Here is a 26392-nt window from a genome sequence, read left to right on the forward strand (position 1 = left end):
CGCCGCCGGCGGCGCGATCGCGTTCTCGGGCAAGGCCATCATCGTCAAGCTCGGCTATCGCTATGGCGTCGATGCGGTGACCCTGCTGGCCTTGCGCATGCTGGTGGCGCTGCCGTGCTTCGCGGCGATGGCGCTGTGGGCGGCGCGCCGCGCGCCGCCGCTGCAGGCGGGCGACCGTTGGCGGATCGTCGCGCTGGGCGTGCTCGGCTACTACCTGGCCAGCTTCCTGGATTTCCTGGGCCTGGCCTACATCACCGCGACCCTGGAGCGGCTGATCCTCTATCTCACCCCGACCTTGGTGCTGCTGATCGGCGTACTGCTGTGGCGGCGGCGCCCGCAGCGGCGCCAGCTGTGGGCGCTGGCGTTGAGCTACCTGGGCGTGTTGCTGGCGTTCGGCCACGACCTGCAGATCGGCGGCGCGCGCACCGCCTGGGGCAGCCTGCTGGTATTCGGCAGCGCGCTGGCCTATGCGGCCTATCTGGTCGGCAGCGGCCAACTGGTGGCGCGGGTCGGTGCGGTGCGATTGACCGCCTACGCCAGCCTGGTCGCCTGCGCGCTGTGCATCGCCCAGTTCCTGCTGCTGCGGCCGCTGCACGCGCTGGTCCTGCCGACACCGGTCTACGCGCTGTCGCTGCTCAACGGCACGCTGTGCACGGCGGTGCCCGTGCTGGCGACGATGCTGGCGGTGCAGCGCATCGGCTCGGCGCTCGCGTCGCAGATCGGCATGCTCGGCCCGGTCTCCACCATCGTGCTCAGCGTGCTGGTGCTGGGCGAGGCAATGGGGCCGTGGCAGATCGCCGGCACCGTGCTGGTACTGGGCGGGGTGCTGCTGGTGTCGCGGCCAGTGCGGGCGGGGCCGGCATGAGTCCACGGCGGCCGCTCGCAGCGACGGTATTGGTGCCGGTCGAGACGACGGCAGCCGCCGAGGCGCACGCGCGGATCCTGGCGACGATCCGGGAGATCCCGCCGGGCCAGGTGCGCGGCTATGGCGAGGTGGCGATGCTGGCCGGGTTGCCGGGGCGCGCGCGGCTGGTGGCGCGTCTGCTCGGCGGCAATGCCGATGCCGCGCTGCCCTGGCACCGGGTGCTGCGCAGCGACGGCCGCATCGCCTTTCCCGAAGGCTCGCGCGGCTATCGCGAGCAATGTCAGCGCCTGCGCGCCGAAGGCGTGGCGGTGCAGGGCGGACGGGTGAAGCGTGCGCCGGCGCCGGCGCGCGATCTCGATGCCGAGGTCTGGGGGCCGCGCTAGCGAGGTGCGCCAGAACTGCGGGGCTCGTGTCTCGAAGCGCAGAAGACGACGGCTGTGAAGGGCTTAGCCCCTCTCCCCCCGGGAGAGGGGTTGGGGTGAGGGTAGGGGCGCGAAGCGCATGCGGTGTTTCCGCTGCACGAGGCTGCGCCCCGTACCCTCATCCGCCCCTACGGGGCACCTTCTCCCGGAGGGAGAAGGAGGTACAAGCCCCTCTCCCTCCGGGAGAGGGGTTGGGGTGAGGGTAGGGCGCGAAGCGCGAGCGGTGTTTCGACTGCACGAGGCTGCGCCCCGTACCCTCATCCGCCCCTGCGGGGCACCTTCTCCCAAGGGGAGAAGGGAACGCCAAGCCCCTCTCCCCCCGGGAGAGGGGTTGGGGTGAGGGTAGGGGCGCGAAGCGCATGCGGTGTTTCCGCTGCACGAGGCTGCGCCCCGTACCCTCATCCGCCCCTTCGGGGCACCTTCTCCCGGTGGGAGAAGGGACGTACAAGCCCCTCTCCCTGCGGTAGAGGGGTTGGGGTGAGGGTACGGGCGCGAAGCGCATGCTGCATGTTGATTGCGCGAGGCTTCGCTCGCGCCCTCGTCTGTCTCTTCGGCGCACCGCGCTCGCAATATTTCTTGGAAGAGGCGCGTTGGTCGTGGAATGCCGCCGCGCTGGTTGGAGTGCAGCCTCTAGCGAGCGGCTATGATGGGGGCAGTTGCCACGGACCCGACCATGTTTCCCAGACTTCCGCCCGTCACCCAAGCGCTGCTGATCGGCAACGTCGTGGTATTCCTGCTGCAGATGCTGCTCGGCATGGACACCTTCGATCCCTTCATGCTGTGGCCGATCGGCGCGTTCGATGCGTTCTCGCCCGGGCAGAACTTCCAGCTCTGGCAGTTGCTGACCTACGGCTTCCTGCATGGCAACTTCCCGCATCTGCTGTTCAACATGCTGGCGCTGTACATGTTCGGCGGGCCGCTGGAGCAGACCTGGGGGAACAAGCGCTTCCTGACCTACTACCTGGTCTGCGTGGCCGGCGCCGGCCTGTGCCAGTTGCTGGTCGGTTGGTGGATGCTGAGCAATGGCAGCCAGCCGCTGCCGGTCATGGGGGCCTCGGGTGGCGTTTTTGGCCTGCTGCTGGCGTTCGGCATGCTGTTCCCGAACCAGCGGGTGGTGCTGCTGTTCCCGCCGATCCCGATGAAGGCGCGGACCTTCGTGATCGTGTTCGGCGCGCTGGAACTGCTGATGGGCTTCACCGGCTGGCAGCCGGGCGTGGCGCATTTCGCGCATCTGGGCGGCATGCTGTTCGGCTGGCTGATGATCCGCTACTGGCGCGGCCAGCCGCCGTTCGGCAAGCGCAAGCCGCCGCGTCCGCGCATCGTGCGCTGAGCGAAAACGCCTGCGGCTGCTGCGCGCCGCAAGCGCGGCGCCGGCGGCACGTTTTCCCGACTCCTGAACGCAAGACGGCGCGGTTGCCCGCGCCGTCTTGCTGTGTGTGCCTGGCCGGCGGCTAGCGCCGGCACCGGCTCACGGCCACAGGTGAATCTGTTCGGCCTCGCTGCGCACCATCGGCTGGCCGGGCTTGCAGGTGAAGGTCGCGGCGAAGGCGGGCAGGTTGGCCAGCGCGCCGTTGGTGCGCCAGCGGCCGGGCGCGTGCACGTCGGCGGTGACCCGCTGCACGGCTTCGTTCGGCGACAGTTGCTGCGCCCACAGGCCGGCCCAGGCCTTGTAGAACGCCTGCTTGCTTGCCTCGTTGGCGGTCGGTTGCGCGGCGCTGTAGGCCTGCCAGGCCAGTTCGACGCTGCCGATGTCGGTCAGGTCCTCGTCCTGGGTCAGCGGGCCGTTGACCTTGGCGCCCTTCACGCCCGGGAAGTCGTAGGCGCCGTACTGCGCGGCGGTACGGGCGGCCAGCGCGTTCCAGGCGCTCTTGTCTTCCGGGGTCCACCAGTTGCGCAACTGGCCCTGCGCGTCGACCTGGCTGCCCTTGCTGTCGATGGCGCCGATCAACTCGTGCGCGACCATCGCGCCGTAGGCGCCGTACAGCGTCGCGGCGTCGCCGCCGGCCGCGTACACCGGCGGCTGCAGCACCGCGGCGGTGACGATCAGGCGGTTCTGGGCGATGTCGTAGGTCAGTGCGGGCTGCTGCGGCAGCACGTCCCAGCGGCGGTCGGCGTTGCCCTTGCCGATGCGCTTCATCTCCTCGCGGTGACGCCAGGTGGAGGCGATCAGCATGTTTCCGCCGAAGCTGCCGCGGCCCATCGGCTGCAGGGTGTAGTCGAGGTCGCGGCGCGGCGCGCCGACCTCGATCTTCAGTGCGGCCAGCTTGGCCTGCGCCTCGGTGCGCGCCGGCTCGCTCAGCCAGGTGCTGCGCTTGACCGCGGCGATCTGCGCGTCGCGCACCTGGTCGGCGATGGTCTCGGCCTGGCGGCGGGTGTCGGCCGACAGGTAGCGGGCCACGTACTCGCGGCCCAGCATCGGGCCGGCGGCGACGTTGATCGCGTCCAGCACCTGCGCCCAGCGCGGCGGCGGCGCGACCTGGCCCTGCAGCACGCGGCCGCGGAACTCGAAGCTGGCGTCGCGGAAGCTCTTGGACAGGTACGGCGCCATCGCATCGCCCACGCGCCAGCGCAGGTAGGCCTTCCACTGCTCGGGCTTGATGCTGACGATCATGCCGTCGAGCTGCTTGAACATGTCCGGGTCGGCCATCGACACCAGGTCGTCGTTGACGCCCTGGGCCTTGAGGAAGGCGTCGAGTTGCAGGTTGCGGTACTGCTTGTTCAACTCCTTGGTCGAGATCGGCGAATAGTTGTTGAACGGGTTGTTGATGCCGGCCAGCGACTTGGCGCTGCGCGCCAGCGCGGTCTCGATCTGCAGCACCGATTGTGCGTCGGCCTCGAGGCGGTCGGCCGGGGTGCCGGTCAGGGTCAGGATCTGCTTGACGTAGGTGCGGTAGCGGCCCATCAGCGCCATGGTGTCGGCGTCGGTGCGGGTGTAGAAGGCCGGGTCGGGCAGGCCCATGCCGCCCTGCATGAAGTAGCCGATGTGGCGGTCCAGCGCCTTCAGGTCGACGTCGGCGCCGAAGTTGAACGCGACCGGGATGCCGATCTGGTGCAGCGCGGCGATCGAGGCCGGCACGTCCTTGGCCTTCTTGATCGCATCGATGCGGCCGAGCAGCGGCGCGATCGGGTTGGAGCCGTCCTTCTCCACCGCGGCCTCGTCCAGGCCACTGGCCCAGAAATCGCCCAGCGCCTTCTGCACCGCGTTCTGCGGCGACTGCATGGAGGCGTCGAGCAGGTCGCGCTGCTGTTGCTGGGTGCGCTCGGCCAGCTGGCCCAGCGCGGTGACCGCGCCGGTCTGCGGCACCGGGTTCTGCTTCAGCCAGTCGGCATTGGCGTCGTCGTAGAAGTCGCTGCAGGCGGCGCTGATCGGCGGGGCCTTGGGCGCGGCGGCGCGCTTCTTCTTGGGCGCGGCATCGGCGGCGGAGGCGAGGGCGATCAGGCCGAGGGCGACGGCGAGGGCAAGCGGACGGGCATTGGGCATCGGGAACGCATCCGGTCAGGATTAAAGTCGGCGGAGTTTAACAAGCCGCGGTGTGCAACTGTGGCGATGATGCGCGTCCACGTCCCCATCGGATTCAGCGAGCGACGCCGGCAGGCACGGGGTGCCGGTGGCCGGTCAGGGCGGTCGGCATCGCCGCCGTCGTCGCAGGCCGATGCCTACGCAAAGAAAAGGCCCGGACAAGCCGGGCCTTTTCGCGAGACGGCAGTGACGCCGTCGCTTACCAGATCACCACGCGCTTGTCGCCGCTGCGCACCATTGGCGCGCCCGGCTTGCACTGGAACGCGGTGGCGAAGGCCTCCAGGTTCGACGGCGCACCGATCGCGCGGAACTGCGCCGGGGCGTGCGGATCGGTGGTCAGGCGCACCATCGCGTTCTGCGGGGTGTACTTGGTGCGCCACACGGTGGCCCAGTTGATGAAGAAGTTCTGGTCGCGGCTCATGCCGCCGACCTTCGGGTCGTCCTTGCCCTCGGTGGCCTTCTTCATGGCGTCGTAGGCGGTGGTGATGCCGCCCAGGTCGGCGATGTTCTCGCCCAGGGTCAGCTTGCCGTTGACGTGCTTGCCGTCGACCTCGTAGCCGTCGAACTGCTGCACCAGCTTGCCGGTGAGCGCGGAGAACTTCTTGGCGTCGGCCGGGGTCCACCAGTTCTCGAAGTTGCCGGTCGGCCCGAAGCGCGCGCCCTGGTCGTCGTAACCGTGGGTCATCTCGTGGCCGATCACCGCGCCGATGCCGCCGTAGTTGAACGCGTCGTCGGCCTTGGGGTCGAAGAACGGCGGCTGCAGGATCGCCGCCGGGAACACGATCTCGTTCTGCAGCGGGTTGTAGTAGGCGTTGACCGTCTGCGGGGTCATGCCCCACTCGGTCTTGTCCACCGGCTTGCCGATCTTGCTGAGGTTGTACTTGTAGTTGAACGCGGTGGCGGCGCGCACGTTGTCCAGATAGCTGTCGCGCTGGGTGCTCAGGCTGGCGTAGTCGCGCCACTTGTCCGGGTAGCCGATCTTCGGGGTGAAGGTCTTCCACTTGTCCAGGGCCTTGGCTTTGGTCTCGTCGCTCATCCAGGTCAGCTTCTCCAGGCGCGCCTTCAGCGCCTGGCTCAGGTTCTCGACCAGTTGCTGCATCTTGGCCTTGTCGTCGGCCGAGAAGGCGACCTTGACGTACATCTGGCCCATCGCCTCGCCGGCGCCCTCGTTGATGCTACCGAGCACGCGCTTCCAGCGCGGCTTCATCTCGGCCTGGCCGTTGAGTTCCTTGCCGTAGAAGGCGAAGTTTTCCTGCGCGAAGGCGTCGCTCAGGTACGGCGAGGCGCTGTCCACGGTGTGGAAGCGCAGGTAGGCGCGCCACACCGACGGGTCGGTGTCGCCCAGCGCCTTGCTCACTTCCTGATGGAAGGCCGGGATCGCCAGCGAGAACTTCTCCGGCACGGCCACGCCCTGCGACTCGAAGAACTTGGTCCAGGGGAAGTTCGGGGTCAGCTTGTCGGCGTCGGCCGGGGTGACCGGGTTGTAGGACAGCTCGGCGTCGCGCGAGAGCTGCTCGCTGGACTTGGACACCTTGGCCAGGCGCGTTTCCAGCGCCACCACGTCCTGCGCCTGCTTGGCCGCGTCGTCCGCCGGCACGCCGGCCAGCTCCAGCACCTTGGCCACGTGCGCCTGGTAGGCCTTGAGCTTGTCCTGCTTGTCGGCGTCGAAGTAGTAGCTGCGGTCGGGCAGGCCGAGGCCGCCCTGCATGGCGTAGGCCATGTTCATCGCCGAATTCTTGAAGTCCGCCTCGGCGCCGAAGCCGAACAGGCCGTTCTCGCCCTTGGCCGCGCTCTGGCGCAGGTACTCGGCCACCGCCGGGCCGTCCTTGAGGCCGTCGATCGCGGCCAGGTCGGCCTTCAGCGGCGCGATGCCCTGGGCGTTGATCTTGGCTTCGTCCATGCCCGAGGACCAGAAGTCGCCGACGATCTTCTCCACGCCCTGCGGGTTGGCCGCGGCGGCGGCCTGTTCGGCCAACTGGTGCTGCGCCGCGACCGAGCGCTCGTCCAGGATCGAGAACGCGCCCCAGCTGCTGCGGTCCTTGGGGATCTCGTTGGCGGCCAGCCACTTGCCGTTGACGTAGCCGTTGAAGTCGTCGCAGGCGTTCTTGCTGGCGTCCAGGTCGTCGACGTTGAAGGCGTTGTAGGCCGGCAGCTTGCTGGTGTCGAGCTTGAGGTCGGTCGACGCCGCGGCCGGGGTAGCGGCCGGCGCGGACTTGGCGGCGTCGGCGGCGGGCGCGGCGCTCTCGGGCTTGTTGCAGCCGGTCAGCGCGGCGCTCACGGCCAGGGTCAACAGCAGCATCTTGGGATTGCGAAGGGTCACAGGCAGGCTCCAGGCCGACGTGGATAAAGGAATGGCCCGCACGGGCCGTGGCGAGACTCTACGCCGCCACTGCAGGTTTCAGGGGTGTCGAAGGTCATGGGTGGCCCTGGCCATTGGGCCGCGGGACGGCGTCGCCGCCTGCCGGTCGGCAGGCCCGCCGGCGCTGGCTTACCATGCGGCCATGACCCGCGAACCGCCATGCGATGCCCTGATCGTCGGCGCCGGCCACAACGGCCTGGTCTGCGCCGCCTACCTGGCGCGGGCCGGCTGGAAGGTGACGGTGCTGGAACGGCGCGGCGTGGTCGGCGGCGCCGCGGTGACCGAGGAGTTCCACCCCGGGTTCCGCAACTCGGTGGCGTCCTACACGGTGTCGCTGCTGCAGCCCAAGGTAATCGCCGACCTGGATCTGGCCGGGCACGGCCTGCGCATCGTGCCGCGCCGGCGCAACAACTTCCTGCCGTTGCCGGATGGACGTTATCTGCTGACCGGCGCCGGCCACACCCAGGCCGAACTGGCCAGGTTCTCCGCGCGCGACGCCGCGCGCCTGCCGGCCTACGAGGCGCGGCTGGAGGGCATCGCCGACGTGCTGCGCGCGCTGGCGTTGCAGCCGCCGCCCAACGTCACCGATGGCGGCTGGCTGCAGGCGCTGCCCGAGCTGCTGCGCGCCGGCCGCCTCGGGCGCCGCCTGCACGCGCTGGACGCGGAACTGCGCCAGGACCTGCTGGACCTGTTCACCATCTCCGCCGCCGAGTATCTGCAGCGCTGGTTCGAGAGCGACGCGGCGCAGGCGCTGTTCGGTTTCGACGGCATCGTCGGCAACTACGCCAGCCCGTACACGCCGGGATCGGCCTATGTGCTGCTGCACCACGTGTTCGGCGAGAGCAACGGGGTGAAGGGCGCCTGGGGCCATGCGCTGGGCGGCATGGGTGCGATCACCCAGGCCATGGCCCGTGCGGCCACTGCGGCCGGCGCGCGCATCCGCACCGATACGGGCGTGCGCGAGATCCTGGTCGAGGGCGGACGTGCGGTCGGCGTGGTCACCGAGCAGGGCGAGCGCCTGCGGGCGCGGCACGTGGTCGCCAACGTCAATCCCAAGCTGCTGTACGAACGCCTGCTCGATCCGGCGCACGTGCCGGCCGCCACCCGCGAGCGCATGGTGCACTGGCGCTGCGGTTCCGGCACGTTCCGCATGAACGTGGCGCTGTCGCGGCTGCCCAGTTTCAGCGCGCTGCCGGGGCCGGGCGACCATCTCACCGCCGGCATCGTGCTGGCGCCAAGCCTGGACTACATGGACCGCGCCTACCACGACGCGCGCCGGCACGGCTGGTCGCGCGAACCGATCGTCGAACTGCTGATTCCCAGCACCCTGGACGATGGCCTGGCGCCGCCCGGCCAGCACGTGGCCAGCCTGTTCTGCCAGCACGTCGCGCCGCAGTTGCCGGACGGGCGCAGCTGGGACGCGCACCGCGAGGAGGTCGCCGACCTGATGATCGCCACCGTCGAGCGCTACGCGCCGGGCTTCGCCGCCTCGGTGCTGGGCCGGCAGGTGCTGAGCCCGCTGGACCTGGAACGCACTTTCGGGCTGATCGGCGGCGACATCTTCCACGGCGCGCTGAGCCTCAACCAGTTGTTCAGTGCACGGCCGATGCTCGGCCAGGCGGCGTACCGCGGTGCGATTCCCGGTCTGTTCCTGTGCGGCTCCGGCACCCACCCCGGCGGCGGCGTGACCGGCGCGCCCGGCCACAATGCAGCGATGGCGTTGTTGCGCGGTTGAGCGGCGGCGGACGGTAGCGGCAAGAAAAAAAGAACCCTGGCATGGCGACCAGGGCGAGGGAAAGGCGCGGCGCGTGCAGCGCGCCGCGCGTGCCACGGCGGCGCGCCGTGGCGTTGTCTGCGCCAGCGTCAGGGCGCGCCGGCCTGCACGGATGCGCTCGGTCGTGCCGCGGAACCGCCCAGGTGCGCGTCGAAGAACCCCAGCATCCGGGTGTAGAGGTTGAGGTTGTTGTCTTCTTTGTAGAAGCCGTGGCCTTCGCCGGACTGCACGATCATGCCTTCGGGTGGGTTGCCGGCCGCCTGCAGCGCCTTGGCCAGCGCCTCGGTGTGCTCCGGCGGGCAGCGGTCGTCGCGGGCGCCGGCGGCGAGGTAGATCGGCAGCGTCAGCGCCTGCACGTGGTTGATCGGCGACATCCGCTCCTGCTCGGCACTGGTGCTGCCGAAGGCGCGCAGCAGATAGCGCCTGCCGCTCTCGCTCTTGCTGGTGTCGCTGAGCCGCAACTGGATCTTGGCGTCGTACATGCCGACGTAGCCGAACGCGCAGCGGAACAGCCCCGGCGCGCGCACCGGCGCCATCATCGCGGCGTAGCCGCCGAAGCTGCCGCCGTAGATGCAGATCCGCGCCGGATCGGCCAGACCCTGCTGGATGGCGTACTGGGTGCCGTCGACGATGTCGTTGATGATGCCGCCGTCCCACTGCCCGTAGGCGCGGTCCATGAACGCCTTGCCGAAGCCGCCGGAACCGCGGTAGTTGAGTTGCAGCGTGGCGTAGCCGCGGCTGGCGAACAGTTGCGCCTCCGAATGGAAGCCCCAGTTGTCGCGCGGCCCCATCGGTCCGCCGTGCACGTTGACGATCAGCGGCAGGTTCTTCGCCTGCGCTCCGGCCGGCACGGTGAGGTAGCCATGGATGCGCAGACCGTCGCGGGCGGTGAACTGGATCGGCGTGATCGTGGCCATCTTCGCCGCATCGATCCAGGGCCGGCTCTTCATCAGGAAGCGCGCCTTGCAGGTGGCGCGCTCGTACAGGTACAGCTCGCCGGGATTCTGGTCGCTGCGCACGCTGACCACGATGGTGTCGCCATTGCGGGTGGCGCTGGCGAAGTCGACGTACTGGCCGGGAAAGGCCGCGGCCAGGCTGGCGTACAACGCTGCGTCCGGATGCGCCTCGTCGATCAGCTTGACCTGCGGCGCGCCGGCCTCGGTGACCACCGCCAGCGCGGTATCCGAGCCGTCGGTGGCGGTGATGGTGCGCGCCACCTCGCTGGTGGGGTCCTGGAACAGGGCGACGAAGCCGCCGCTGCGCGGATCCAGATACCCGAACGCGCCGGGCGCCTTGCCGTCGTCGCGGGTGGCATAGACGCGGCCGTTGGCGGTGGACCAGGCGATGTCCAGGCGCGCGCCATCGGCCTTGCTGGCGTTGATGAGCTCCCACTTGCCGTCCTTCAGCGCGTACACCTCGCTGTGGCTGTCGTAGCCGGTGTCCTCGTCCTTGTCGCTCTGGCAGGTGGCGAAGGCGGGCTGCTTGGTCGCGTCCAGGGCGATGGAGCAGTTCGCCTTGGGCGCGCGGCCCAGCGATTTGCGCCGCCCACTGAGGGTGTCGATCATCACCACTTCGGTGCCGGCACCTTCCGAGGAGCGCGGGTAGCGCACCTGCATGACCACGTTCTGCTCGTCGTCGCGCAGCGTGTCGAGCAGGGAGAACGATTCGCGGCCCACGCTCTTGCCGCGCTGGGTGACGCCCTGGGTGCCGTATTCGATCAGGGTGCGCGGCTGGCCGCCGTCGGCGTCGACCGCGAACCACTCGCCGGTGCCCATCGGCCGCTCGAACGAACCGACCTTCTTGACCGCGGTGAACAGCAGCCGCTTGCGGCCGGTCCAGTAGAACGCGCCGACGCTCTTGCCGTCCGGCAGCACGTTGACCTTGATCGGCTTGAGGTCGCGCGTGCCGAGCACGGTCAGCACGTCCTGCTCGCCGCGGTCCACGGTCAGCGCCAGGTATTCGCCGTCCGGCGAAATCTTCACCGCACTGTAGGTGGGACGTTTGACGAAATCCGCAATGGGCGGGGGAGCGGCCGCGGCGATGCCGACGTGCAGGCACAGCCCCAGCGCGCAGAAAGCAACGAGTCGTTTCACGAGAATCCTTTTTGCGTGATTGAACACAGCGAGAGCCCGATGCCGGGCTCTCGCTGACCTCCGGTGCGCGTGGTGCTGCTCAGCGGAAGCGGTACTGGAACTCCGCCGCCACTTCGCGGCCGTACGGGCTGTAGGCGCGCCAGAAGTACGGATACGTGTTGTAGCCGCTGTCCTTCGGATGCGTCTTGTCGAACACGTTGTTGACGTAGAAGTTGACCGTCAGCTTGTCGGTCAGCTTCTTGCCCACGTTCGCGTTCCAGATGAAGTACGGCGCGATGCGGCCGGTCTCCTGCCAGTTCGGCAGGCTGCCGTAGCGGATCATGAACACCGCCGCCTGCCAGTCGTTCCTCTGCCAGGTCGCGGTGGTGCGGATGCGGCTGCGGAAGTCGAAGTTGCCCAGGTCGTCGCGGTAATCGAGGATCGGATCGCCCTTGAACTCGGCCGACTTCTGCTCGAGGGTGTGCGAGTAGCCCACCTGGAAGCGGAAGTCGCCCAGCCGGTCGGTGTCCAGGCGGTAGTCCAGCGACGCATCGATGCCCTTGGTGCCGAGGAAGGCGCGGTTGATCGGACCGCGGCGGATCTCGGTGATCTGGCCGTCGTTCGGCGTGCCCGGCGCGTTGAGGCGGGTGACCCGCGACAGCATGTCGTTGCAGAACGCCGAGCCCGGCGCACCCAGGGTGAACGGGTTGCGGTTGCGGGTCAGCCCGGTCACGCAGCCGGCTTCGCCGTCGAGGATGTAGGTGGAGGTGATGTCGGCCACCACGTTCTTCAGGCGGATGTCGTAGTAGTCGGCGGTGACCGACAGGCCGTCGAGCACGTCCCACACGAAGCCGGCGGTCCACGACGTGCCGGTTTCCTCGGAGAGGTTGGTGGTGCCCTGGCGCACGCCGTACGCGGTGTAGTTCACCGTGGTGTCCGAGGTCGGGCACTGCGCCGCGGCGCGGCCGCTTTCCAGGCAGCGACGGGTGTCGAAGATGCTGGAGAACGAACCGCTGCGATCGGCGAACACGTAGTGCAGGTCCGGCGCGCGGAAGCTGGTGGAGTAGGAGCCGCGGAACAGCAGATTGTCCAGCGGACGCCATTCCAGGCCGGCGTTCCAGGTCTTGGCGTCGTCCACCGCGGTGACGTCGTCGTACTTGTCCAGGCGTCCGGCCAGGTGCGCCTTCAGCGAGCTGAGGATCGGAATCGACAGCTCCACGCCCAGCGCGTAGCGGTCGCGCTTGCCGCCGCCGCCGGTGCCGGTGAGGTTGTACGGACGGTCGGTGCCGGTGTAGTCGGGCAGGATGCGCGGGTCGGCATTGAGCTTGTATTCCTGCTGCGAGGCTTCGACCACGCCGGCGAAGCCCAGCGCGCCGGCCGGCAGCTCGAACAGGTCGCCGGAGAGCACGAAGCTGCCCTGGTTGACGTGCGAGTTGGCGTCGGTCTTGACCGTGGTGCTCAACGCCGCGAACTGGTCCGGGGTCAGTGCGCTGTAGTAGCGCTGCTGGTTCAGGCGATACACCGGATAGGTGACGCCGCCCACCACGCGGGTGCCCAGTTGCTGGCCGAGGAAGTAGTCGTTGACCGCCGAGGCCATCAGGCGCGGACGATCGACCTTCACCTTGTACTCGGCGCGCGACAGGGTCAGGTCCCAGTCGAAGCGGTCGCCCAGCTTGCCGCGCAGGCCGGCGGCGAAGTCGTAGGACTTCTCCTTGTTGCGCGCCATCAGGTGCTCGACGCCGCCGGCTTCCTGCGGGGCGAACACGCGCTGCGCGTCGACCAGCGCGTTGAAGCCCGGATCGAACCACAGCGCGCCACTGGTGCGGCCGGACCAGAACTGGGTGCCCGAGGTGTACTTGGACTCGGACGACCAGGCCTGCAGGCTGGCCCAGCCCTGCATGCCGCCTTCGAAATCGAAGGTGCCGTAGGCGTAGCCGGACAGGTCGTTGTTCTCGTTGCGGATGGTCTGGTAGGCCGGATCCTTGAAGGTGCCGCAGGCCTGGCCGAGGTTGGTGATGGCGCCGGCGGCGCTGGCGCTGCGGTAGTTCCAGCGCACCCACTCGTCGCCCAACTGTTCGCAGGCGCCGGCCGGCGGTGCGAAGTAGGAGTTGGTGGTCGAGCCGGTGCGGCGGCGCACACGCATGGTGCCGGTCGGCTGGATGCCGACGAAGGCCGGCGGGAACGGGTTGTCCAGCGACGAATCCATGAAGTCGCGCTGGTAGCCGTACAGCGGCTCGCCGGCGGTGTACTCGAAGGCGTAGGTCAGGCTCCAGCGGTCGCCGGTCTTGCCGCCGATCCACTGGAAGTCGCCGGTGTCGCCGCCGCCGCGGGTCAGGGTGCTGCCGCGCAGCTTGACCAGGTCGCCCTCGTAGTTGGTCTTGAGGATGACGTTGACCACGCCGGCGACCGCGTCGGAGCCGTAGATGGCCGAGGCGCCGCCGGCGAGGATCTCGATGCGGTCGACCGCCGCGGCCGGGATGTTGCCGAAGTTGGCGAAGTTGCTCTGGCCGTTGTAGGGCAGCGGATAGTCCGCGGCGCGGCGGCCGTTGATCAGCAGCAGGGTACGGCCGGGGCCGAGACCGCGCAGGTTGATCACGCTGGCGTTAGGGGTGAAGCCGCCCTGGAACAGCTCGTTCTGGGTGGAGCCGGAGGCCTGGGTGAGCGTGCTCAGCGCGTCGAAGACGGTGTTGAAGCCTTCGCGCTCGATCTGCGTGGCGGAGATGATGGTGACGGGCGAGGGGCCCTCGACCTCGGTGCGCTGGATGCGCGAACCGGTCACCGTCACCTTCTCAAGGGTACGCGCCTTGGCGCCGGTGGCCTCGGTCAGTTGTTCCGTCTCCGATTCCTCGCTCGGGGTCTGGCTTTGCGCCAGCGCCGATGCGGCGGGCGGGCCAGAATGGCTGACACAGCAACGACCAGAAGACTCCGCTTTGGAGTCGGTGCTTTGACTGACATTGACAAATTTCCCCTAGATGCATGTGCAGTACCCGGGTCCCTTCCTGGACAGGTACGTATAGAGAGTGTGAGGTCCGTTTCACGTTTCTTGACCGTAGCATGAACAAATCGGAAAAGTAACGAAAAATTTTCGTTACATGACATGTTTTTGCAGCGGCTTTCCTGTAGGGAATCCGCGCCATGTGTCCGATCGGGCACGGCGAGGCGTGAAAACCTCTGATTCGATGCAGCTTTCCGGGCGCGAGCGCCGCTTGGCGGGCGTGCGGATGCCGCTCCGGCTTGCACCGCTCGCCGGCGTGCCAGGCAGGGCGGGTGTGTGTGCGTGCTGCGCTGCAGGCGTGATCGGACACCGCATCCGCAGCCCCTTGGCAGGCGTTTCAGGGGATCGAGCGTCTCCGGGAGACAGTGGGCAGCGTTGCGTCCCCGGCGCGATCGTCGCCGAGCGACAGGCGACAACGCTCTGCGCCAGCCGCCATTGGGCACGATGCCCACGGCCTCCGCTGTCGGTTGCGCGGGTCCCGGCGCCGGCACGCTTGTATAGTCATGGGTCTGTCCGGTCCGCGACACTGCCGCTGCAGCGGTGGCCACGTCGTGGACCGTTGTCTTTCTTCACGTCCAGCCGCGCGCCCCGCCGCAGGCTGCGACGTTAGCCTTTGTCGAGTTTTCCGATGACCGATCGCCCGCGTCTCCCCGCCCACGCCGTCCAGCCCAAGCTCGCCCCGCACCCGCGCATCCGCAACGTCATCGCCGTGGGCTCCGGCAAGGGCGGGGTGGGCAAATCCACCACTGCCGTGAACCTGGCCCTGGCCCTGCAGCGCCAGGGCGCGCGCGTGGGCGTGCTGGATGCCGACGTCTACGGCCCCAGTGTGCCGGCCATGCTCGGCCTGAGCGGACGCCCGGACAGCCCGGACGACAAGAGCATCGAGCCGATGCGCGCCTTCGGCATCGAGGCGATGTCGATCGGGCTGTTGGTGGACCAGGACACGCCGATGATATGGCGCGGCCCGATGGCGACCTCGGCGCTGACCCAACTGTTCGCCGACACCCTGTGGGACGACCTGGACTACCTGCTGATCGACCTGCCGCCCGGCACCGGCGACATCCAGCTGACCCTGGCGCAGAAGATCCCGGTGGCCGGTGCGGTGATCGTCACCACCCCGCAGGACATCGCCACGCTGGACGCGAAGAAGGCGCTGAAGATGTTCGAGAAGGTCGAGGTGCCGGTGCTGGGCATCGTCGAGAACATGGCGGTGCACACCTGCAGCCAGTGCGGCCATGTCGAGCACCTGTTCGGCGAGGGCGGCGGCCAGCGCATGGCGCAACAGTACGGCGTGCCGCTGCTGGGGTCGCTGCCGCTGGCGATCGCGATCCGCGAGCAGGGCGACGCCGGCACCCCGGTGGTGGCCGCGGCACCGGACTCGGCCGCGGCGCAGGCCTACCTGGCCACAGCGCAGCGCCTGACCGAGGAACTGCGCAAGCGCCCGCGCGCCGCCATCCCGATCTCCGCGGCCTTGCGCTGAGCGGCGCGCGGCGCCTGCCGCGAACGCCCCGCGACCGGCTAGAATCGCCGGTCATTGCGGCCGGCCCCATCGGTCGGCCGCGCTCCCGGCGCGCAGGCTGCGGCCGCCGCCACCGGCATCAGGAACCCCCATGAGCATCAAGAGCGACCGCTGGATCCGCCGCATGTCCGAACAGCACGGCATGATCGCGCCCTACGAGCCGGGCCAGGTCAAGCAGGTCGACGGCCAGCGCATCGTCAGCTACGGCACCTCCAGCTACGGCTACGACGTGCGCTGCTCGCGCGAGTTCAAGGTGTTCACCAACATCAACTCGACCATCGTCGACCCCAAGCACTTCGACCCCAAGAGCTTCGTCGACATCGAGGCCGACGAGTGCATCATCCCGCCCAACAGCTTCGCGCTGGCGCGCACGGTGGAATTCTTCCGCATTCCGCGCGACACCCTGGTGGTGTGCCTGGGCAAGAGTACTTATGCGCGCTGCGGCATCATCGTCAACGTCACCCCGCTGGAGCCGGAGTGGGAAGGCCACGTGACCCTGGAGTTCAGCAACACCACGCCGTTGCCGGCGCGCATCTACGCCAACGAAGGCGTGGCGCAGATGCTGTTCTTCCAGTCCGATGCCGACGACGTCTGCGAGACCAGCTATAAGGACCGCGGCGGCAAGTACCAGGGCCAGACCGGCGTGACCCTGCCCAAGACCTGATCTCCCACTCCCTTCTTTCCGACAGCACAAGGAGCGCGCAATGAACGACCCCAATCCCTACCAGGCCCCCGACGCGGCGTTGCCGCCCGCGCTGCCGGGCATCGCCGACGGTGAGACCCTGGCCGGACGCGGCGAGCGCCTCGGCGCGGCGCTGATCGACGGCGTGATCTCGCTGGCGACGTTCCTGCCGGTGGCGGCGCTGACCGGCTATTTCGGCAAGGTCATGGAGGCCGCGCGCAGCGGCGTGCAGGTGCCGTTCCTGACCACCCTCGGCTACGGCGTGCTGGGCATGGTGATCTTCCTGCTGGTGCAGGGCTACCCGCTGGCCAAGACCGGCCAGACCTGGGGCAAGAAGCTGCTGTGGATCCGCATCGCCGACCTGGACGGTGGGCAGCCGCCGTTCTGGCGCCTGATCGCGCTGCGCTATCTGTCGACCCAGGCGATCTCGCTGGTGCCGATCGTGGGCGGCATCTACGCCCTGGTGGACGCGCTGTTCATCTTCCGCCAGGACAAGCGCTGCCTGCACGACCTGATCGCCGGCACCCGCGTGGTCAACGTCCGCCGCTGAGCCAGCGATCGCGACGCAGTAGCGGGGTGGGGATCGCCCAGGCGAATCCCCACTCCCAAATCCCCAATCCCGGCCCCACCTACTTGCCGCGGCCGAACAGCATGCCGACGCCGACCGCGACCAGGATCGCCGGCCACCAGGTGGCGATCAGCCGGCCCAGGCTCAGGTTGGTCCAGCCCAGGTTGTTGGCCAGGAACACCAGGCCGATCACGATCAGCACGATGGCGGCGATCACATTGGATTTCATGGAGGCGCGGCTTCCGCAAAAAGGGCGCCTATCGTAGCCGCTGGCGCCACGCCGCAACACGCGCCTGCAGTTCTTCGGGCGGCAGGCGCTGTGCGGTGCCGCTGCCCCACACCGGGCCAGGCCACGCGGCATCGCCGGGGTGCCGGCCCAGCACGTGCACGTGCAGTTGCCGCACCACGTTGCCGAGTGCGCCGATGTTGAGCTTGTGCACGCCCGGTTCGTGCCGCAGGAGTTGCGAGAGCTGGTTGATCTCGGCCAGCAGCAGGCGCTGCTGGCCGCCGTCCAGGTCGATCCATTCGCTGGCCTCGGCCACCCGCGGCACCAGCAGCAGCCACGGGAAGCGCGCGTCGTCCATCAGTCGCACCTGCGACAGCGGCCCGTCGGCGACGAACGCGCTGTCGGCCTGCAGCCGCGGGTCGAGGACGAAGTCGGCCACGCCGCGGCTCAGCCCAGGTGCTCGGCGAGGAACGCCAGGCTGCGTTCGCGGGCGAGCTCGGCGCTGTCGGCGTCGTAGTGGTTCGGGTCCACGTGGCGATCGAAGCCGTGGCCGGCCGGGTACACGAAGGTCTGCATCTGCGGCAGCTTTTCGCGGTGCTGCTGGATCGACTCGGCCGGGATGCTGCCGTCCTGCGCGCCGAAGTGGAACAGCACCGGCGCCTTCGGCGTTTCGTCCAGGAACTGGGTGTTGCGGCCGCCGTAGTAACTCACCGAGGGCAGGCCCAGGCGCAGCGCCGACAGCAGCGCGACGCTGCCGCCCCAGCAGTAGCCCAGGGTGCCGACCTTGCCGGCCGGCGCCAGCGCCTGCGCGGCCGCCTGCACGATGTCCAGCGCGCGGTCGAAGCCTAGCGCGCCGACCAGTTCCAGGCCCTTGCGCACGCCGTCCTGGTCGTAGGCCAGTTGCGCATCCTTCTCGACCGGATCGAACAGTGCCGGCGCCAGCACCTCGTAGCCGTGCGCGGCGTAGCGATCGGCGACCTCACGGATGTAGTCGGTCACCCCGAAGATCTCCTGGATGACGACCAGGCCGCCGCGCGGCGCGCCCTCGGGCAGGGCGTGCCAGGCGGAAACCTGGCCGTGAGCGGTGTCGAGGGTGGTCCAGTGGCCCATGCGGGGAATCCTGTGGAGTGGGGGAGCGGCGATTATCCATCGCCCGGGCTAAGCCGGGGTGAGCGGGCGGACACCCGCTCGCCGCCGCGCCGGCGGCCACGGCCCGGTATACTTCGCGCGCTGTTTTTCTCCCAGCGACGTCCCCCCGCTTTCAGTAGCGGGACTCTTTAGAGTCCGGGTTTCATCGTAGCGGCTTTGGCCGCTAGCTGTTGGGCATAGGCGACCGGGGTCAGGCCGCCCAAGATCTTCTTCGGTCGCTCCTCGTTGTATTCCCGTCGCCAGGTCTCGATCTCGGTGCGGGCGTGCAGCAGCGTCGGGAACCAGTGTTCATTGAGGCATTCATCGCGGAACTTGCCGTTGAAGCTCTCGATGTAGCCGTTCTGCATGGGTTTGCCGGGTTCGATCAGGATGTGTTCGATGCCATGCTGCTGTGCCCAAGCGATGAAGGCGCGGCTGGTGAACTCCGGGCCGTTGTCCGTGCGCACCGCGCGGGGATAGCCGCGGAAGCAGGCGATCTGCTCCAGCACACGCACCACGTAGGCCCCGCTGATGCCATGGTCCACCGCGATGTCAACGCATTCATGGGTGAAGTCGTCGGCGACGGTCAGGCACTTGATGCGGCGGCCACTGGCCAACTGGTCGAAGACGAAGTCCATGCTGATTACCTCGTTGGGATGCCGCGCTGGCCGCAGCTGCTGCCGCTGTGCCGCCGGGAACTTGGCCTTCTTGCGACGGCGCACGCTCAGCTTCGCCTCGCGGTACAGACGGTAGATCCTCTTGTGGTTCACCTGCGGAAACTCCGGGCGCAGCAGGTCGTGCAGGCGGCGATAGCCGAAGCGACGACGCGCCTGCGCCAGTTCGACCAGCCTGGCCGACAGGGTTTGCGTCGCCGGCGTGGGCCTCGGCGCGTGGCGGAAAGCATCGCGGGAGATCCCCGCAAGGCGACAAGCCCGGCGCTCGCTGATCGACGTCAGCTCGCACATGCGCCGGATTGCCTCGCGCTTGCGTTGCGGGGCTAGCGTTTTACCCCGAACCCGACCTTCAGCGCCTCAATGTCCAGGTGCGCCTCGGCCAGCAACCGCTTCAGGCGGTTGTTTTCTTGCTCCAGCTCCTTCAGGCGCTTCGCGTCTTCGGCCTCCATGCCGCCGTACTTGGCCCGCCACTGGTAAAAGCTGGCCGGGCTGAAGCCGTGCTGGCGGCACAGCTCAGCCACCGCCATCCCGGCATCCGCCTGCTTGATGAACCCGATGATCTGCTCGGTGGTGAAACGACTCTTCTTCATATCCGTCCTCATAGTTGACGGACTTTACAGCTTCACGTGGTACGGCTCAGCGGGGGCAGGTCACCGGAACGATCAAACAGCTTCAGAAACTCCGCCAGCCGCCGCTATTGCCATCTGAAGCCACGATGAGGTCAGAATGGAACTCCTCCCCAAACTTTTTATGCTGACGGCGCTTTTCGCGGCAGCTTGTCCTGCCGCAGCCATCCCCTTCGACGACGAGGGCGAGCAGGCACGGGTCAACCCGGACAACCAGGCGCGGATCCGTTTCTTCGGGCAGGCCGCGATTGGCCTGGAGTTCTATCGCAACGCCATGTGCTATGGCGGTGATGCTGAAACCGAAACGCCCTCCAGTAGAGGCTTCAGCGGTGCCTTCGGCAGCAAGAAGAACATTTCCCTGGGAATGGCGGTCACTCCCAATGTCACCAACCTCAAGCAACGTAGCGGCATCCTGGCCAAGGCGTTCTATCGTGAATACGCCATTGCCGCCGGCGAGCCCATCGCCATTCACGCCTCGTATTACGAAACCACGGGCCCGATCGGCATTTCGAGCCGCTGCAAGGATTTCGGCGTGTCCTTCGTTCCCGAAAAAGGCCAGGACTACGAAGTTTCCCTGGATCTCTCGCGCCAAACCTGCCATCTCACCATCTCCAGGATCAGCGAAACCAGCGACGGCGTCGCGCTGACTCCGGTCGAAATCAAAGACGCGAAGGAATGTAGCGACGAATAGGCCGCTTTGCTGCCGGGCGTGACAACGTAAAATCAGGGGTAAAGTGCACCTATCGAGTGCACTTACCCTGTTCCAGCACAAAGGTGTAGTCGACTAGAGCATCATTGGGCGGCGCCACGCTGGCTCTGGTTCAGAGCGGAGAAACGTCGAAGGGCCGGCAGAAAACCAGGAAAACCAGGGTCAGAGTGCACTTTCCCTACACAGAGTCTGGACGTTGCCCGATGCGAAGGATTGCTCGAAAGCACGAAGCTGATCCCACCTCAGCGGGAACGATCGCACATGCCACGTCGTCCTCGTTTGGATCTTCCATACGTCGCTCAGCATATCGTGCAGCGGGGCAATGATCGACAACCGTGCTTCTTTGCCGACATCGATCGTATACGCTACTTGCAGGACCTGCACGAACTGGCACTCAAGCTCGGCATTGCGGTGCATGCTTACGTGTTGATGACCAATCATGTGCATTTGCTGCTCACCAGCCAACAGCCCGGTACGGCACCGACGCTGATGCAGTCGCTTGGTCGCCGCTACGTGCGCTACATCAACACGCAATACCATCGTACCGGTACATTGTGGGAAGATCGCTACAAGTCGTGACCAGTTCAAGACGAAATCTATCTGCTTCGCTGTTATCGCTACGTAGAACTCAATCCGGTGCGGGCTGGCATGGTTGCCGATCCAGCGGACTACCGTAGGTCGAGCCATTCCTGCAATGGCGTCGGGCAGGCTGACGCGCTGTTACAACCCCATGCGAGCTATCTAGCCATTGCCCGGCCGGCCAGCGCTCAGACCACTATCGCCGCTTCGTGCTGGATGCGATCGACCCAGGCGAGACAGCGGCCATCCGCCTCAACTTGCAGCGGCAATACGCGCTGGGCAACGACCGTTTCCGCGAGGCGATTGAACGTCAGCTTGGCCGTCGAGCCGGCCCAGAACGAATCTGGCGGCCGCCAAAGGTCAGATCGGTAGTAAAAGAGCATGGAAGTGCACTCTGCCCCCTGTTTTGGAGATGGGTGTTGAAACACTGGCGTAGTTATCGGCTGTAATGTGCCTTGTAGGGCTTAAGCTGAGCCGCGACGAGGCGCCGGCTTGAACGACAAAAAGGCGGTCTTTTCAACTCTTTATTTTTTGACTTTCAACTGAGAATTCAAGATCGCTGGTGTAGTAGCTGTGTTCGCCGTACTCATCCCTCCAATAAAAAAGACTCATGGGTGCCATTTGCTCAAGTGGTGCAGTCAAGCTGCTTGAGAACTTTTGCGCCAACTCGATATGTTCAACGCCCTCGCCGTCAATTTTTATTCGATGCTCCTCCATTTGGGTCGCGCGGTTGCTAATGTCTTTGCGCCTCCATCTTTGAGTGATATCGCGTTGGAGCCAGCTCATCTCTTCAACGGAGGCTCTAAGTTCGGCGGCAACTTCCGCAATCTGGTCTGGATTTTTTGAGATATCGGCCCATAGCCTTTCATAGTGCGCTGCTTTATTCTTTAGCCTCTCTGCTGAGAGCCGCATTGCACCGGGACTGTCTTGGATCGCAACCTTCAAGCGAAGAAGGTCTATGCGTAAATCTAGTATAGAAAGAATGACAGCGAGATAAGCATCGTTGTGTTTGAACTTAAGATCCTCGATAGAGGCTCCTCTCTCGATGCCCTGCGTACGATACAAGAAATGATAGCGTTCGAATATAGGGTTAACTTTGTCCTCAACTAAGGTTAGGCGGATCAGCATCTCTGGGGTGAATCGATTGACTGCCGAAAAATGTTCTTCAATGTCGTCGAGTCTTGAAGTTGCCGAGATAATCTCTCCTATGAAAGTCGCTTCTGATCGCTGAAGCAAGCGGTTGATGGTCCGCTCGATCCGATTGAGTCTCTCGTGGACTTTTTGGAACTGGTTCATGATGACGATGGTTGTAATTGCTTGGAATGCGATGAAGGGAGCAACTGCCGGCATAAGTGCACCTGCCATTGGGATGAAGGGCGCTTGAGCTACAATTCTGCCACCTGTGCCAATTACCGCGCTTCCGAAGCCTGCCCCCAACGGCATCAGCGTGGCGGGACTCGCGGTTGCCATGAACAATGTCCCGGAAGTCGCGGAACTTAGGCCCAGCGCTCCGCTAGCGCCGCCAATAAGCGTCAGCATAGAAGCGGGGGACATAGCACCACCCTCACGGACATGGTCACCTTCGACTTTGTAACGGTCTTGGAATTTCTTTAATATAATATCCTTGGTCGGACCATTAATTGCAACGAGCGCGCCTATGCTCTCTCCTGCCTCGGTAACATATGGTTGAATATATAGGCTGTCGTTCGGTGTGGCGATGAGGTCGCATGGCTGCGGGCGGAACCATCTCGCGATTCTCTCCATCAAGCTCGGAGTCTTCGAGAGCGTAGATGTTGGATTAGAGTTGGTTTGAAGCCAAGGTCTCCGCGAAATTTCGGTTCTTTCTGGCATGACGAGCTCGTTTCAAATGTTGGTTCTGGGGTTGGGCTGCTTTAGAGTCGTCTGCTCCAAAGTATTGGCTATATATATCGAGACTACTTCTGAGCAACGAAAACAAAACCTGCCTCTCTCAGTTGATTGGCTAGAGTGGTTACCTCAGCCAGAGATTTGGTTCTTTCGAACTCAATTCTGATATCGAAATCCTCTAGTCCCGGAATATCAACATACTCTTCGAAAGAAATGTAGGCGCCGCCACCTTGTTCGACAGGCCACTCGCATACCTTAAGGGGTGGATTCGATTTGTACAGTCTCTTGGACATGGCAGGTCTCCTTGTTGGACTTAAAGCCTGAGTTAAATCGTGCCGCGAGACGGTATCGGCTTGGGCGAATTGTTAGGGCGCGCCATCTGCGTAACTCTTGTGAATCTGCTGGCGAACGGAGGCATCTAGATCGGCGAGTGAGTTCATGCGATCTAGGAGCGCGCTATAGGTAACGACTTCTATGACTGTGGTCCTTCTGTCCTCGCCAAAATGCCAGTTGAATTCTAGGAAGCCATTCCGCGCCGGATCTATTGCGAGTGTTCCATCTTCGTGCGCTCGCGCGACAAACAGGTCGCCACCCAAGACAAGCATCGGGTGCCAGAATATAGCGCGCTTGTACTTTTCGGTTAGAACATCCCGTCGTTCCTCCCAGCTCGTCATGTCCGACTCAATGTACTCAGCCATTTTAAGCAGGGAGTGATAGACGTCATCTGGGTGGTGGGCCATCCAATCTCTGCTTTGATCCTTCTTTTTTGTCAGCACGCAATACTGTGAGAACAAATGTTCCTTTTTCGGATTTCTACCCTCGTAGAAATCAATTGGCTTTTCGTAGAACATGCCTTCAGGGGTTGTGAACCACTTGATGTAGCTCTCGGTGTCGGCGTTTGGCGTGTTGGGACGCTCGGTTAGTAGGACGAATGGGTAAAGGTTGTTGACTACTTCGCCTACAACAAATGTGGTTGCATAGCAGTCATTAGTAGATGCGTCGTGGTAGTAGTACTCCGAGACGAAGTCGATCTCGCGAGACTTTCCAGTAAAGCGATCGCGAACTACCTGATTGGGCTCTACGAAGTAGCCCGCAACGTCTAGAAGGCGCACGACTCTCGACTCGAGCATGTATCCCGACCGCTCTAGGCACGCGCCGATCTCGGCAATCGATATGCTCGGAGGCTTCAAATCTGTCATGGCGCGCCCTAACACCAGAATTAAGCCGACCCGCGAAGCGAGTTCGGCTTGAATGAATTGTTAGGTGCCACTTGGTGAAACGCGGACAGTACACTAGAACGCCATTTCTGTGGCCTGAACCCAAAAGAAGATGGGTGAGGCACATAGCAAAGCGTTGTAGGGTCAACTAAGGGCAAAGGCGGGAGTCTGTCAGCCAGGTTCTTGCCAAGGACAAGCACAAAATCTGCGTTTAGTTCTGCAAGGGTTGCTGGCAAACACTCTGCCGCATGACTCCACATCTTTGCGGTGGGCCGAACCCTAGCTTTACCGCTTGGAAAGGACTGGACGTAGTTGGTGAACGCGACAGAATCCCAAAAGGCGTACTTCTGCTCTAGGGACAAAGGCACGCCTGGCTCGACGTTTAGGAACAACTTGGCCACTTTGGTGAAGAAAGCATGCCCACTCTCTACCTTGGCCAAAGTATTGATGCACCAGCAGGTGAAATCAGAGGTTTGACGATCTGGCGTTCCGTAATGAGCCTCACCGAGGAGAGCTACACGGATGCCGCCGAGCCCACTATTGTTGTAGTTCTCGCCTATCCAAGGATCGAAGAGTCTCATGTGGCACCTGACACCTGAGTTAAGCCGAGCCGCGATGCGGTTTCGGCTTAAATGAATTGTTAGGTCGCAGCTTCGGCGCGATCAAGGTGCGCAATGAGGGCATCTTGCATCTCACGTAGACGGCTCGCTTTGATTACAAAGCCAAGGTTGTTAGGGATTGTTGAGAACGCTACTGCCCTTTGCTGCGTCGGCACATTGATGATGCGTACTTCGCCGGAAGCTGTGTGCTGTGGACCAGCATACAGAAGACCTAGCAACTTTATTCTGGAGCCGCCGAAGATGGTCCCTTGCCTAGTGGACCATGTGCCGGTATTGAATAGAAAAATCGGTGAACCACTGGATCCCGGAAAGCAGGCTGCATCCACTGCGAATTCCTTCCGGCCCTCGTAGTCTAGCTTCGGGTGTGTTGCTGTAACTCCCCGTCTCAAGATGGGCATGTTGTTTGCCGAGTCCCAGATGCCATTGGGATACCCGATCATCAGGATGTCTTCTAGTGCGGTAAGGTCATCAAGCTCTTCTTGTGTCGGAAGGAGCGATTCATCAAGCGATACAAAGAAGAAGCGCCTACCCAGTGAATCGCAGTGAGCAAGCAATGGATTGATTGGCATGACACATAAGTCAACGCTCTCATCCGGATGTGGCACCCAACCCTGACCGAATTGGTCTATTGCAACGGCAAGGTGTTCACCAACTCTAGGGCCGTTCTCGTCGTTACGCAGCGTCAGATGAATCTTGCCGTTTGGGGCGCCAGCAACAACATGCTTGTTAGTTACGATTGCCGGAATGGTTTGGTCGGACTCCTTGCCGCGAAAGCTGAAGAAGAATCCCGTGCCAGTTCCGGCAGAGCCATCCAAATAGCTCGTTTCGATGCGAACCGTAGAGTGAGCGAGTTGTTCTGAAGGACTAAGTAACATAATTTCTCTGCGGCCTAACTATTATTCTGCGAAAGATGTTGTGTAACAGGGCTTAGTCTGCTGGTGCCGCTACCTTTCGAAGCAATGCCCGCTTCAAGTTAATCTTTCAACGCTCCCGCTGTCACATAATCACCGCGTCTAATCATGCTGCCGTTCCTAGTGCATCCCCGCACCAGACCGACGCTACCACTTGTTGACGGCCGTCACAAGTTAAAGGCCGCTCGGCGAACCGCCGGCGGCCTCAATTTGTAGACAATTTGTTTGATCCCGCGCCATCCGGATTTACCGGACGGCACGCTCCGCGGAGAAGTCAGTTACTGGGCGTACTCCAAACCTGCCCCTTAACCCCACGCACGCTGGCATCCGCAGCGCTATCCAAATCAAACACAATCACGCTGTTCTCGCCCTTCCGCTGCCAAGGCGCCGGAAAATACAACGCCCGCTGCGGCCCGATATTCCAGTGCCTGCCCAGGTTATGGCCATTGGCCCAGGCGAAGCCTTTGGCGAAGGCCTGCATGTCCAGGAACGTATCGGTGGGCATGCCGATCTTGAGGGTGCCACGGTGGAAGGCGGGGCCGTCGACCTTGGCGGTGGTCCAGCCGGTGAGCTTGTTCGGGTCGTCCATCGGCAGGGGGAAGGTCTGCCAGCCGGTGAGGGGCTTGCCGTCGAGCAGCACGGGGTCGACCAGGCCGGCGTGGCCGTCGGGGAGGTGGGCGCCGTAGTTGATGCGGCCGGTGTTCTCCACCAGCACGTCGAGGGTGTGGGCGCCGGCGGGGATGTCCACGTCCACCGCCACTTGCTGCAGGCGGCGCTCGGCGCTGCCGGCCAGTTTCCGGTCGACGTAGACGCGGGCGTAGTCGCGCACTTCGCCCAGGTACAGGCTGCCCTTGCGCGGGCCGGTGACGGTGGTGCGGTAGAGGATGTAGCCGTAGGCCTGGCCGTAGCGCTCCATCGGCTGCGGGGTGTCGGTGGTGGCGGCCGGGGCGGGCAGGTTGTCCCACAGCGAGGCGGATTCGCGCAGCGGCGTGGCGGGGAGTTCGGCGAAGCGGATCGGCTTGGGCAGGGCGGGCGGGGCGAGGCCGGGGACGGGTTGGAT

Annotated in this window: 23 protein-coding genes and 1 pseudogene; 10 read left to right on the forward strand and 14 right to left on the reverse strand. The window is 65.1% G+C overall.

What is annotated here, in order from left to right; all coding sequences use genetic code 11:
• From CEK65_RS16675 to CEK65_RS16685, 3 genes are all read left to right on the forward strand, one after another.
• A partial coding sequence (locus CEK65_RS16675; protein ID WP_152182414.1) for a DMT family transporter occupies nt 1-865 on the forward strand: 865 nt, incomplete at its 5' end.
• Nucleotides 862-1248 (forward strand): MGMT family protein, encoded by a 387-nt coding sequence (locus CEK65_RS16680; protein ID WP_152182415.1) that lies wholly within the window; start codon nt 862-864, stop codon nt 1246-1248. The genes CEK65_RS16675 and CEK65_RS16680, both read left to right, overlap by 4 nt.
• A gap of 712 nt (nt 1249-1960) precedes the next feature.
• Complete coding sequence (locus CEK65_RS16685; RefSeq protein WP_152182416.1) at nt 1961-2617, forward strand: rhomboid family intramembrane serine protease; 657 nt, start codon at nt 1961-1963, stop codon at nt 2615-2617.
• A 138-nt stretch (nt 2618-2755) separates the two neighbouring features.
• On the opposite strand, the gene CEK65_RS16690 is transcribed toward CEK65_RS16685, so the two are convergent.
• Both CEK65_RS16690 and CEK65_RS16695 read right to left on the reverse strand, forming a co-directional pair.
• Nucleotides 2756-4768: a M13 family metallopeptidase gene (locus CEK65_RS16690; RefSeq protein WP_152182417.1), complete on the reverse strand. Its 2013-nt coding sequence runs from the start codon at nt 4766-4768 to the stop codon at nt 2756-2758.
• A 238-nt stretch (nt 4769-5006) separates the two neighbouring features.
• The gene (locus CEK65_RS16695; RefSeq protein ID WP_193314821.1) at nt 5007-7106 is read right to left on the reverse strand and encodes a M13-type metalloendopeptidase; all 2100 of its coding nucleotides are present in this window, start codon (nt 7104-7106) and stop codon (nt 5007-5009) included.
• 202 nt (nt 7107-7308) lie between these two features.
• On the opposite strand from CEK65_RS16695, the gene CEK65_RS16700 reads away from it, so the two are divergent.
• On the forward strand, nt 7309-8901 hold the full coding sequence (locus tag CEK65_RS16700) for an NAD(P)/FAD-dependent oxidoreductase (protein WP_152182419.1): 1593 nt from the start codon (nt 7309-7311) through the stop codon (nt 8899-8901).
• A 128-nt stretch (nt 8902-9029) separates the two neighbouring features.
• Here the strand turns inward: CEK65_RS16700 and CEK65_RS16705 are convergent, their stop codons facing one another.
• Both CEK65_RS16705 and CEK65_RS16710 read right to left on the reverse strand, forming a co-directional pair.
• Entirely contained in the window at nt 9030-11033 is a 2004-nt protein-coding gene (locus tag CEK65_RS16705) for a S9 family peptidase (RefSeq protein WP_226980620.1), read from the reverse strand.
• Between the two features lie 79 nt (nt 11034-11112).
• Nucleotides 11113-13791, reverse strand: coding sequence for a TonB-dependent receptor (locus CEK65_RS16710; protein WP_226980621.1), 2679 nt, complete (start codon nt 13789-13791; stop codon nt 11113-11115).
• 844 nt (nt 13792-14635) lie between these two features.
• Between CEK65_RS16710 and apbC the strand changes: the two genes are divergently transcribed.
• The 3 genes from apbC to CEK65_RS16725 all read left to right on the forward strand — a co-directional run bounded on the left by apbC (nt 14636) and on the right by CEK65_RS16725 (nt 16758).
• A complete protein-coding gene (apbC, locus tag CEK65_RS16715) occupies nt 14636-15487 on the forward strand; it encodes an iron-sulfur cluster carrier protein ApbC (protein ID WP_017911779.1) in 852 nt (283 codons plus the stop codon).
• Between the two features lie 130 nt (nt 15488-15617).
• On the forward strand, nt 15618-16190 hold the full coding sequence (gene dcd, locus CEK65_RS16720) for a dCTP deaminase (protein ID WP_010340509.1): 573 nt from the start codon (nt 15618-15620) through the stop codon (nt 16188-16190).
• 40 nt (nt 16191-16230) lie between these two features.
• Nucleotides 16231-16758, forward strand: coding sequence for an RDD family protein (locus CEK65_RS16725; RefSeq protein WP_152182420.1), 528 nt, complete (start codon nt 16231-16233; stop codon nt 16756-16758).
• Nucleotides 16759-16837: 79 nt separating this feature from the next.
• On the opposite strand, the gene CEK65_RS16730 is transcribed toward CEK65_RS16725, so the two are convergent.
• The 4 genes from CEK65_RS16730 to CEK65_RS16745 form a co-directional block, all read right to left on the reverse strand.
• On the reverse strand, nt 16838-17005 hold the full coding sequence (locus CEK65_RS16730) for a DUF5668 domain-containing protein (RefSeq protein ID WP_003467495.1): 168 nt from the start codon (nt 17003-17005) through the stop codon (nt 16838-16840).
• Between the two features lie 28 nt (nt 17006-17033).
• On the reverse strand, nt 17034-17441 hold the full coding sequence (locus tag CEK65_RS16735) for an HIT family protein (RefSeq protein ID WP_152182421.1): 408 nt from the start codon (nt 17439-17441) through the stop codon (nt 17034-17036).
• A gap of 8 nt (nt 17442-17449) precedes the next feature.
• Nucleotides 17450-18112: a dienelactone hydrolase family protein gene (locus tag CEK65_RS16740; protein ID WP_017909116.1), complete on the reverse strand. Its 663-nt coding sequence runs from the start codon at nt 18110-18112 to the stop codon at nt 17450-17452.
• Nucleotides 18113-18279: 167 nt separating this feature from the next.
• Nucleotides 18280-19394, reverse strand: a protein-coding gene (locus CEK65_RS16745; RefSeq protein WP_152182422.1) for an IS3 family transposase whose coding sequence is annotated in 2 segments (ribosomal slippage) — nt 18280-19151 and nt 19151-19394 — 1116 coding nt in all. Because the reading frame shifts where the segments join, the coding sequence is not laid out codon by codon here.
• A gap of 136 nt (nt 19395-19530) precedes the next feature.
• On the opposite strand from CEK65_RS16745, the gene CEK65_RS16750 reads away from it, so the two are divergent.
• Together CEK65_RS16750 and CEK65_RS21225 are read left to right on the forward strand one after the other, a co-directional pair.
• Nucleotides 19531-20121 (forward strand): hypothetical protein, encoded by a 591-nt coding sequence (locus CEK65_RS16750; RefSeq protein ID WP_152182423.1) that lies wholly within the window; start codon nt 19531-19533, stop codon nt 20119-20121.
• 279 nt (nt 20122-20400) lie between these two features.
• A complete protein-coding gene (locus CEK65_RS21225; protein ID WP_152182424.1) occupies nt 20401-20718 on the forward strand; it encodes a transposase in 318 nt (105 codons plus the stop codon).
• Between the two features lie 188 nt (nt 20719-20906).
• Here CEK65_RS21225 and CEK65_RS21230 read toward each other — a convergent pair whose 3' ends face one another.
• The 4 genes from CEK65_RS21230 to CEK65_RS16775 form a co-directional block, all read right to left on the reverse strand.
• A complete protein-coding gene (locus CEK65_RS21230; protein ID WP_152182425.1) occupies nt 20907-21101 on the reverse strand; it encodes a hypothetical protein in 195 nt (64 codons plus the stop codon).
• A gap of 133 nt (nt 21102-21234) precedes the next feature.
• Nucleotides 21235-22482 carry a hypothetical protein gene (locus CEK65_RS16765; protein WP_152182426.1) on the reverse strand — a complete coding sequence of 416 codons (1248 nt, stop codon included), beginning with the start codon at nt 22480-22482 and terminating at the stop codon, nt 21235-21237.
• Nucleotides 22483-22652: 170 nt separating this feature from the next.
• Nucleotides 22653-22877 carry a hypothetical protein gene (locus CEK65_RS16770; RefSeq protein ID WP_152182427.1) on the reverse strand — a complete coding sequence of 75 codons (225 nt, stop codon included), beginning with the start codon at nt 22875-22877 and terminating at the stop codon, nt 22653-22655.
• A 72-nt stretch (nt 22878-22949) separates the two neighbouring features.
• The gene (locus tag CEK65_RS16775; protein ID WP_152182428.1) at nt 22950-23783 is read right to left on the reverse strand and encodes a hypothetical protein; all 834 of its coding nucleotides are present in this window, start codon (nt 23781-23783) and stop codon (nt 22950-22952) included.
• A gap of 434 nt (nt 23784-24217) precedes the next feature.
• Between CEK65_RS16775 and CEK65_RS16780 the strand changes: the two genes are divergently transcribed.
• Entirely contained in the window at nt 24218-24400 is a 183-nt protein-coding gene (locus tag CEK65_RS16780) for a hypothetical protein (RefSeq protein ID WP_152182429.1), read from the forward strand.
• Between the two features lie 41 nt (nt 24401-24441).
• Here CEK65_RS16780 and CEK65_RS16785 read toward each other — a convergent pair whose 3' ends face one another.
• A complete protein-coding gene (locus CEK65_RS16785) occupies nt 24442-25296 on the reverse strand; it encodes a serine protease (protein WP_152182430.1) in 855 nt (284 codons plus the stop codon).
• Between the two features lie 310 nt (nt 25297-25606).
• Nucleotides 25607-26392, reverse strand: a pseudogene (locus CEK65_RS16790) (beta-galactosidase); the annotation flags it as partial.

The sequence above is a fragment of the Xanthomonas sp. LMG 12459 genome (genome assembly GCF_009192905.1).
Taxonomy (GTDB): Bacteria; Pseudomonadota; Gammaproteobacteria; order Xanthomonadales; family Xanthomonadaceae; genus Xanthomonas_A; species Xanthomonas_A sontii.

Bases quoted from the DNA above. Each gene is read 5' to 3' on its own strand.
- CEK65_RS16680 (WP_152182415.1), top strand. From the start codon at position 862: ATGAGTCCACGGCGGCCGCTCGCAGCGACGGTATTGGTGCCGGTCGAG.
- CEK65_RS16685 (WP_152182416.1), top strand. From the start codon at position 1,961: ATGTTTCCCAGACTTCCGCCCGTCACCCAAGCGCTGCTGATCGGCAAC.
- CEK65_RS16690 (WP_152182417.1), bottom strand. From the start codon at position 4,768: ATGCCCAATGCCCGTCCGCTTGCCCTCGCCGTCGCCCTCGGCCTGATC.
- CEK65_RS16695 (WP_193314821.1), bottom strand. From the start codon at position 7,106: ATGCTGCTGTTGACCCTGGCCGTGAGCGCCGCGCTGACCGGCTGCAAC.
- CEK65_RS16700 (WP_152182419.1), top strand. From the start codon at position 7,309: ATGACCCGCGAACCGCCATGCGATGCCCTGATCGTCGGCGCCGGCCAC.
- apbC (WP_017911779.1), top strand. From the start codon at position 14,636: ATGACCGATCGCCCGCGTCTCCCCGCCCACGCCGTCCAGCCCAAGCTC.
- dcd (WP_010340509.1), top strand. From the start codon at position 15,618: ATGAGCATCAAGAGCGACCGCTGGATCCGCCGCATGTCCGAACAGCAC.
- CEK65_RS16725 (WP_152182420.1), top strand. From the start codon at position 16,231: ATGAACGACCCCAATCCCTACCAGGCCCCCGACGCGGCGTTGCCGCCC.
- CEK65_RS16730 (WP_003467495.1), bottom strand. From the start codon at position 17,005: ATGAAATCCAATGTGATCGCCGCCATCGTGCTGATCGTGATCGGCCTG.
- CEK65_RS16740 (WP_017909116.1), bottom strand. From the start codon at position 18,112: ATGGGCCACTGGACCACCCTCGACACCGCTCACGGCCAGGTTTCCGCC.
- CEK65_RS16750 (WP_152182423.1), top strand. From the start codon at position 19,531: ATGGAACTCCTCCCCAAACTTTTTATGCTGACGGCGCTTTTCGCGGCA.
- CEK65_RS21225 (WP_152182424.1), top strand. From the start codon at position 20,401: ATGCCACGTCGTCCTCGTTTGGATCTTCCATACGTCGCTCAGCATATC.
- CEK65_RS21230 (WP_152182425.1), bottom strand. From the start codon at position 21,101: ATGCTCTTTTACTACCGATCTGACCTTTGGCGGCCGCCAGATTCGTTC.
- CEK65_RS16765 (WP_152182426.1), bottom strand. From the start codon at position 22,482: ATGGAGAGAATCGCGAGATGGTTCCGCCCGCAGCCATGCGACCTCATC.
- CEK65_RS16770 (WP_152182427.1), bottom strand. From the start codon at position 22,877: ATGTCCAAGAGACTGTACAAATCGAATCCACCCCTTAAGGTATGCGAG.
- CEK65_RS16775 (WP_152182428.1), bottom strand. From the start codon at position 23,783: ATGACAGATTTGAAGCCTCCGAGCATATCGATTGCCGAGATCGGCGCG.
- CEK65_RS16780 (WP_152182429.1), top strand. From the start codon at position 24,218: ATGCCCACTCTCTACCTTGGCCAAAGTATTGATGCACCAGCAGGTGAA.
- CEK65_RS16785 (WP_152182430.1), bottom strand. From the start codon at position 25,296: ATGTTACTTAGTCCTTCAGAACAACTCGCTCACTCTACGGTTCGCATC.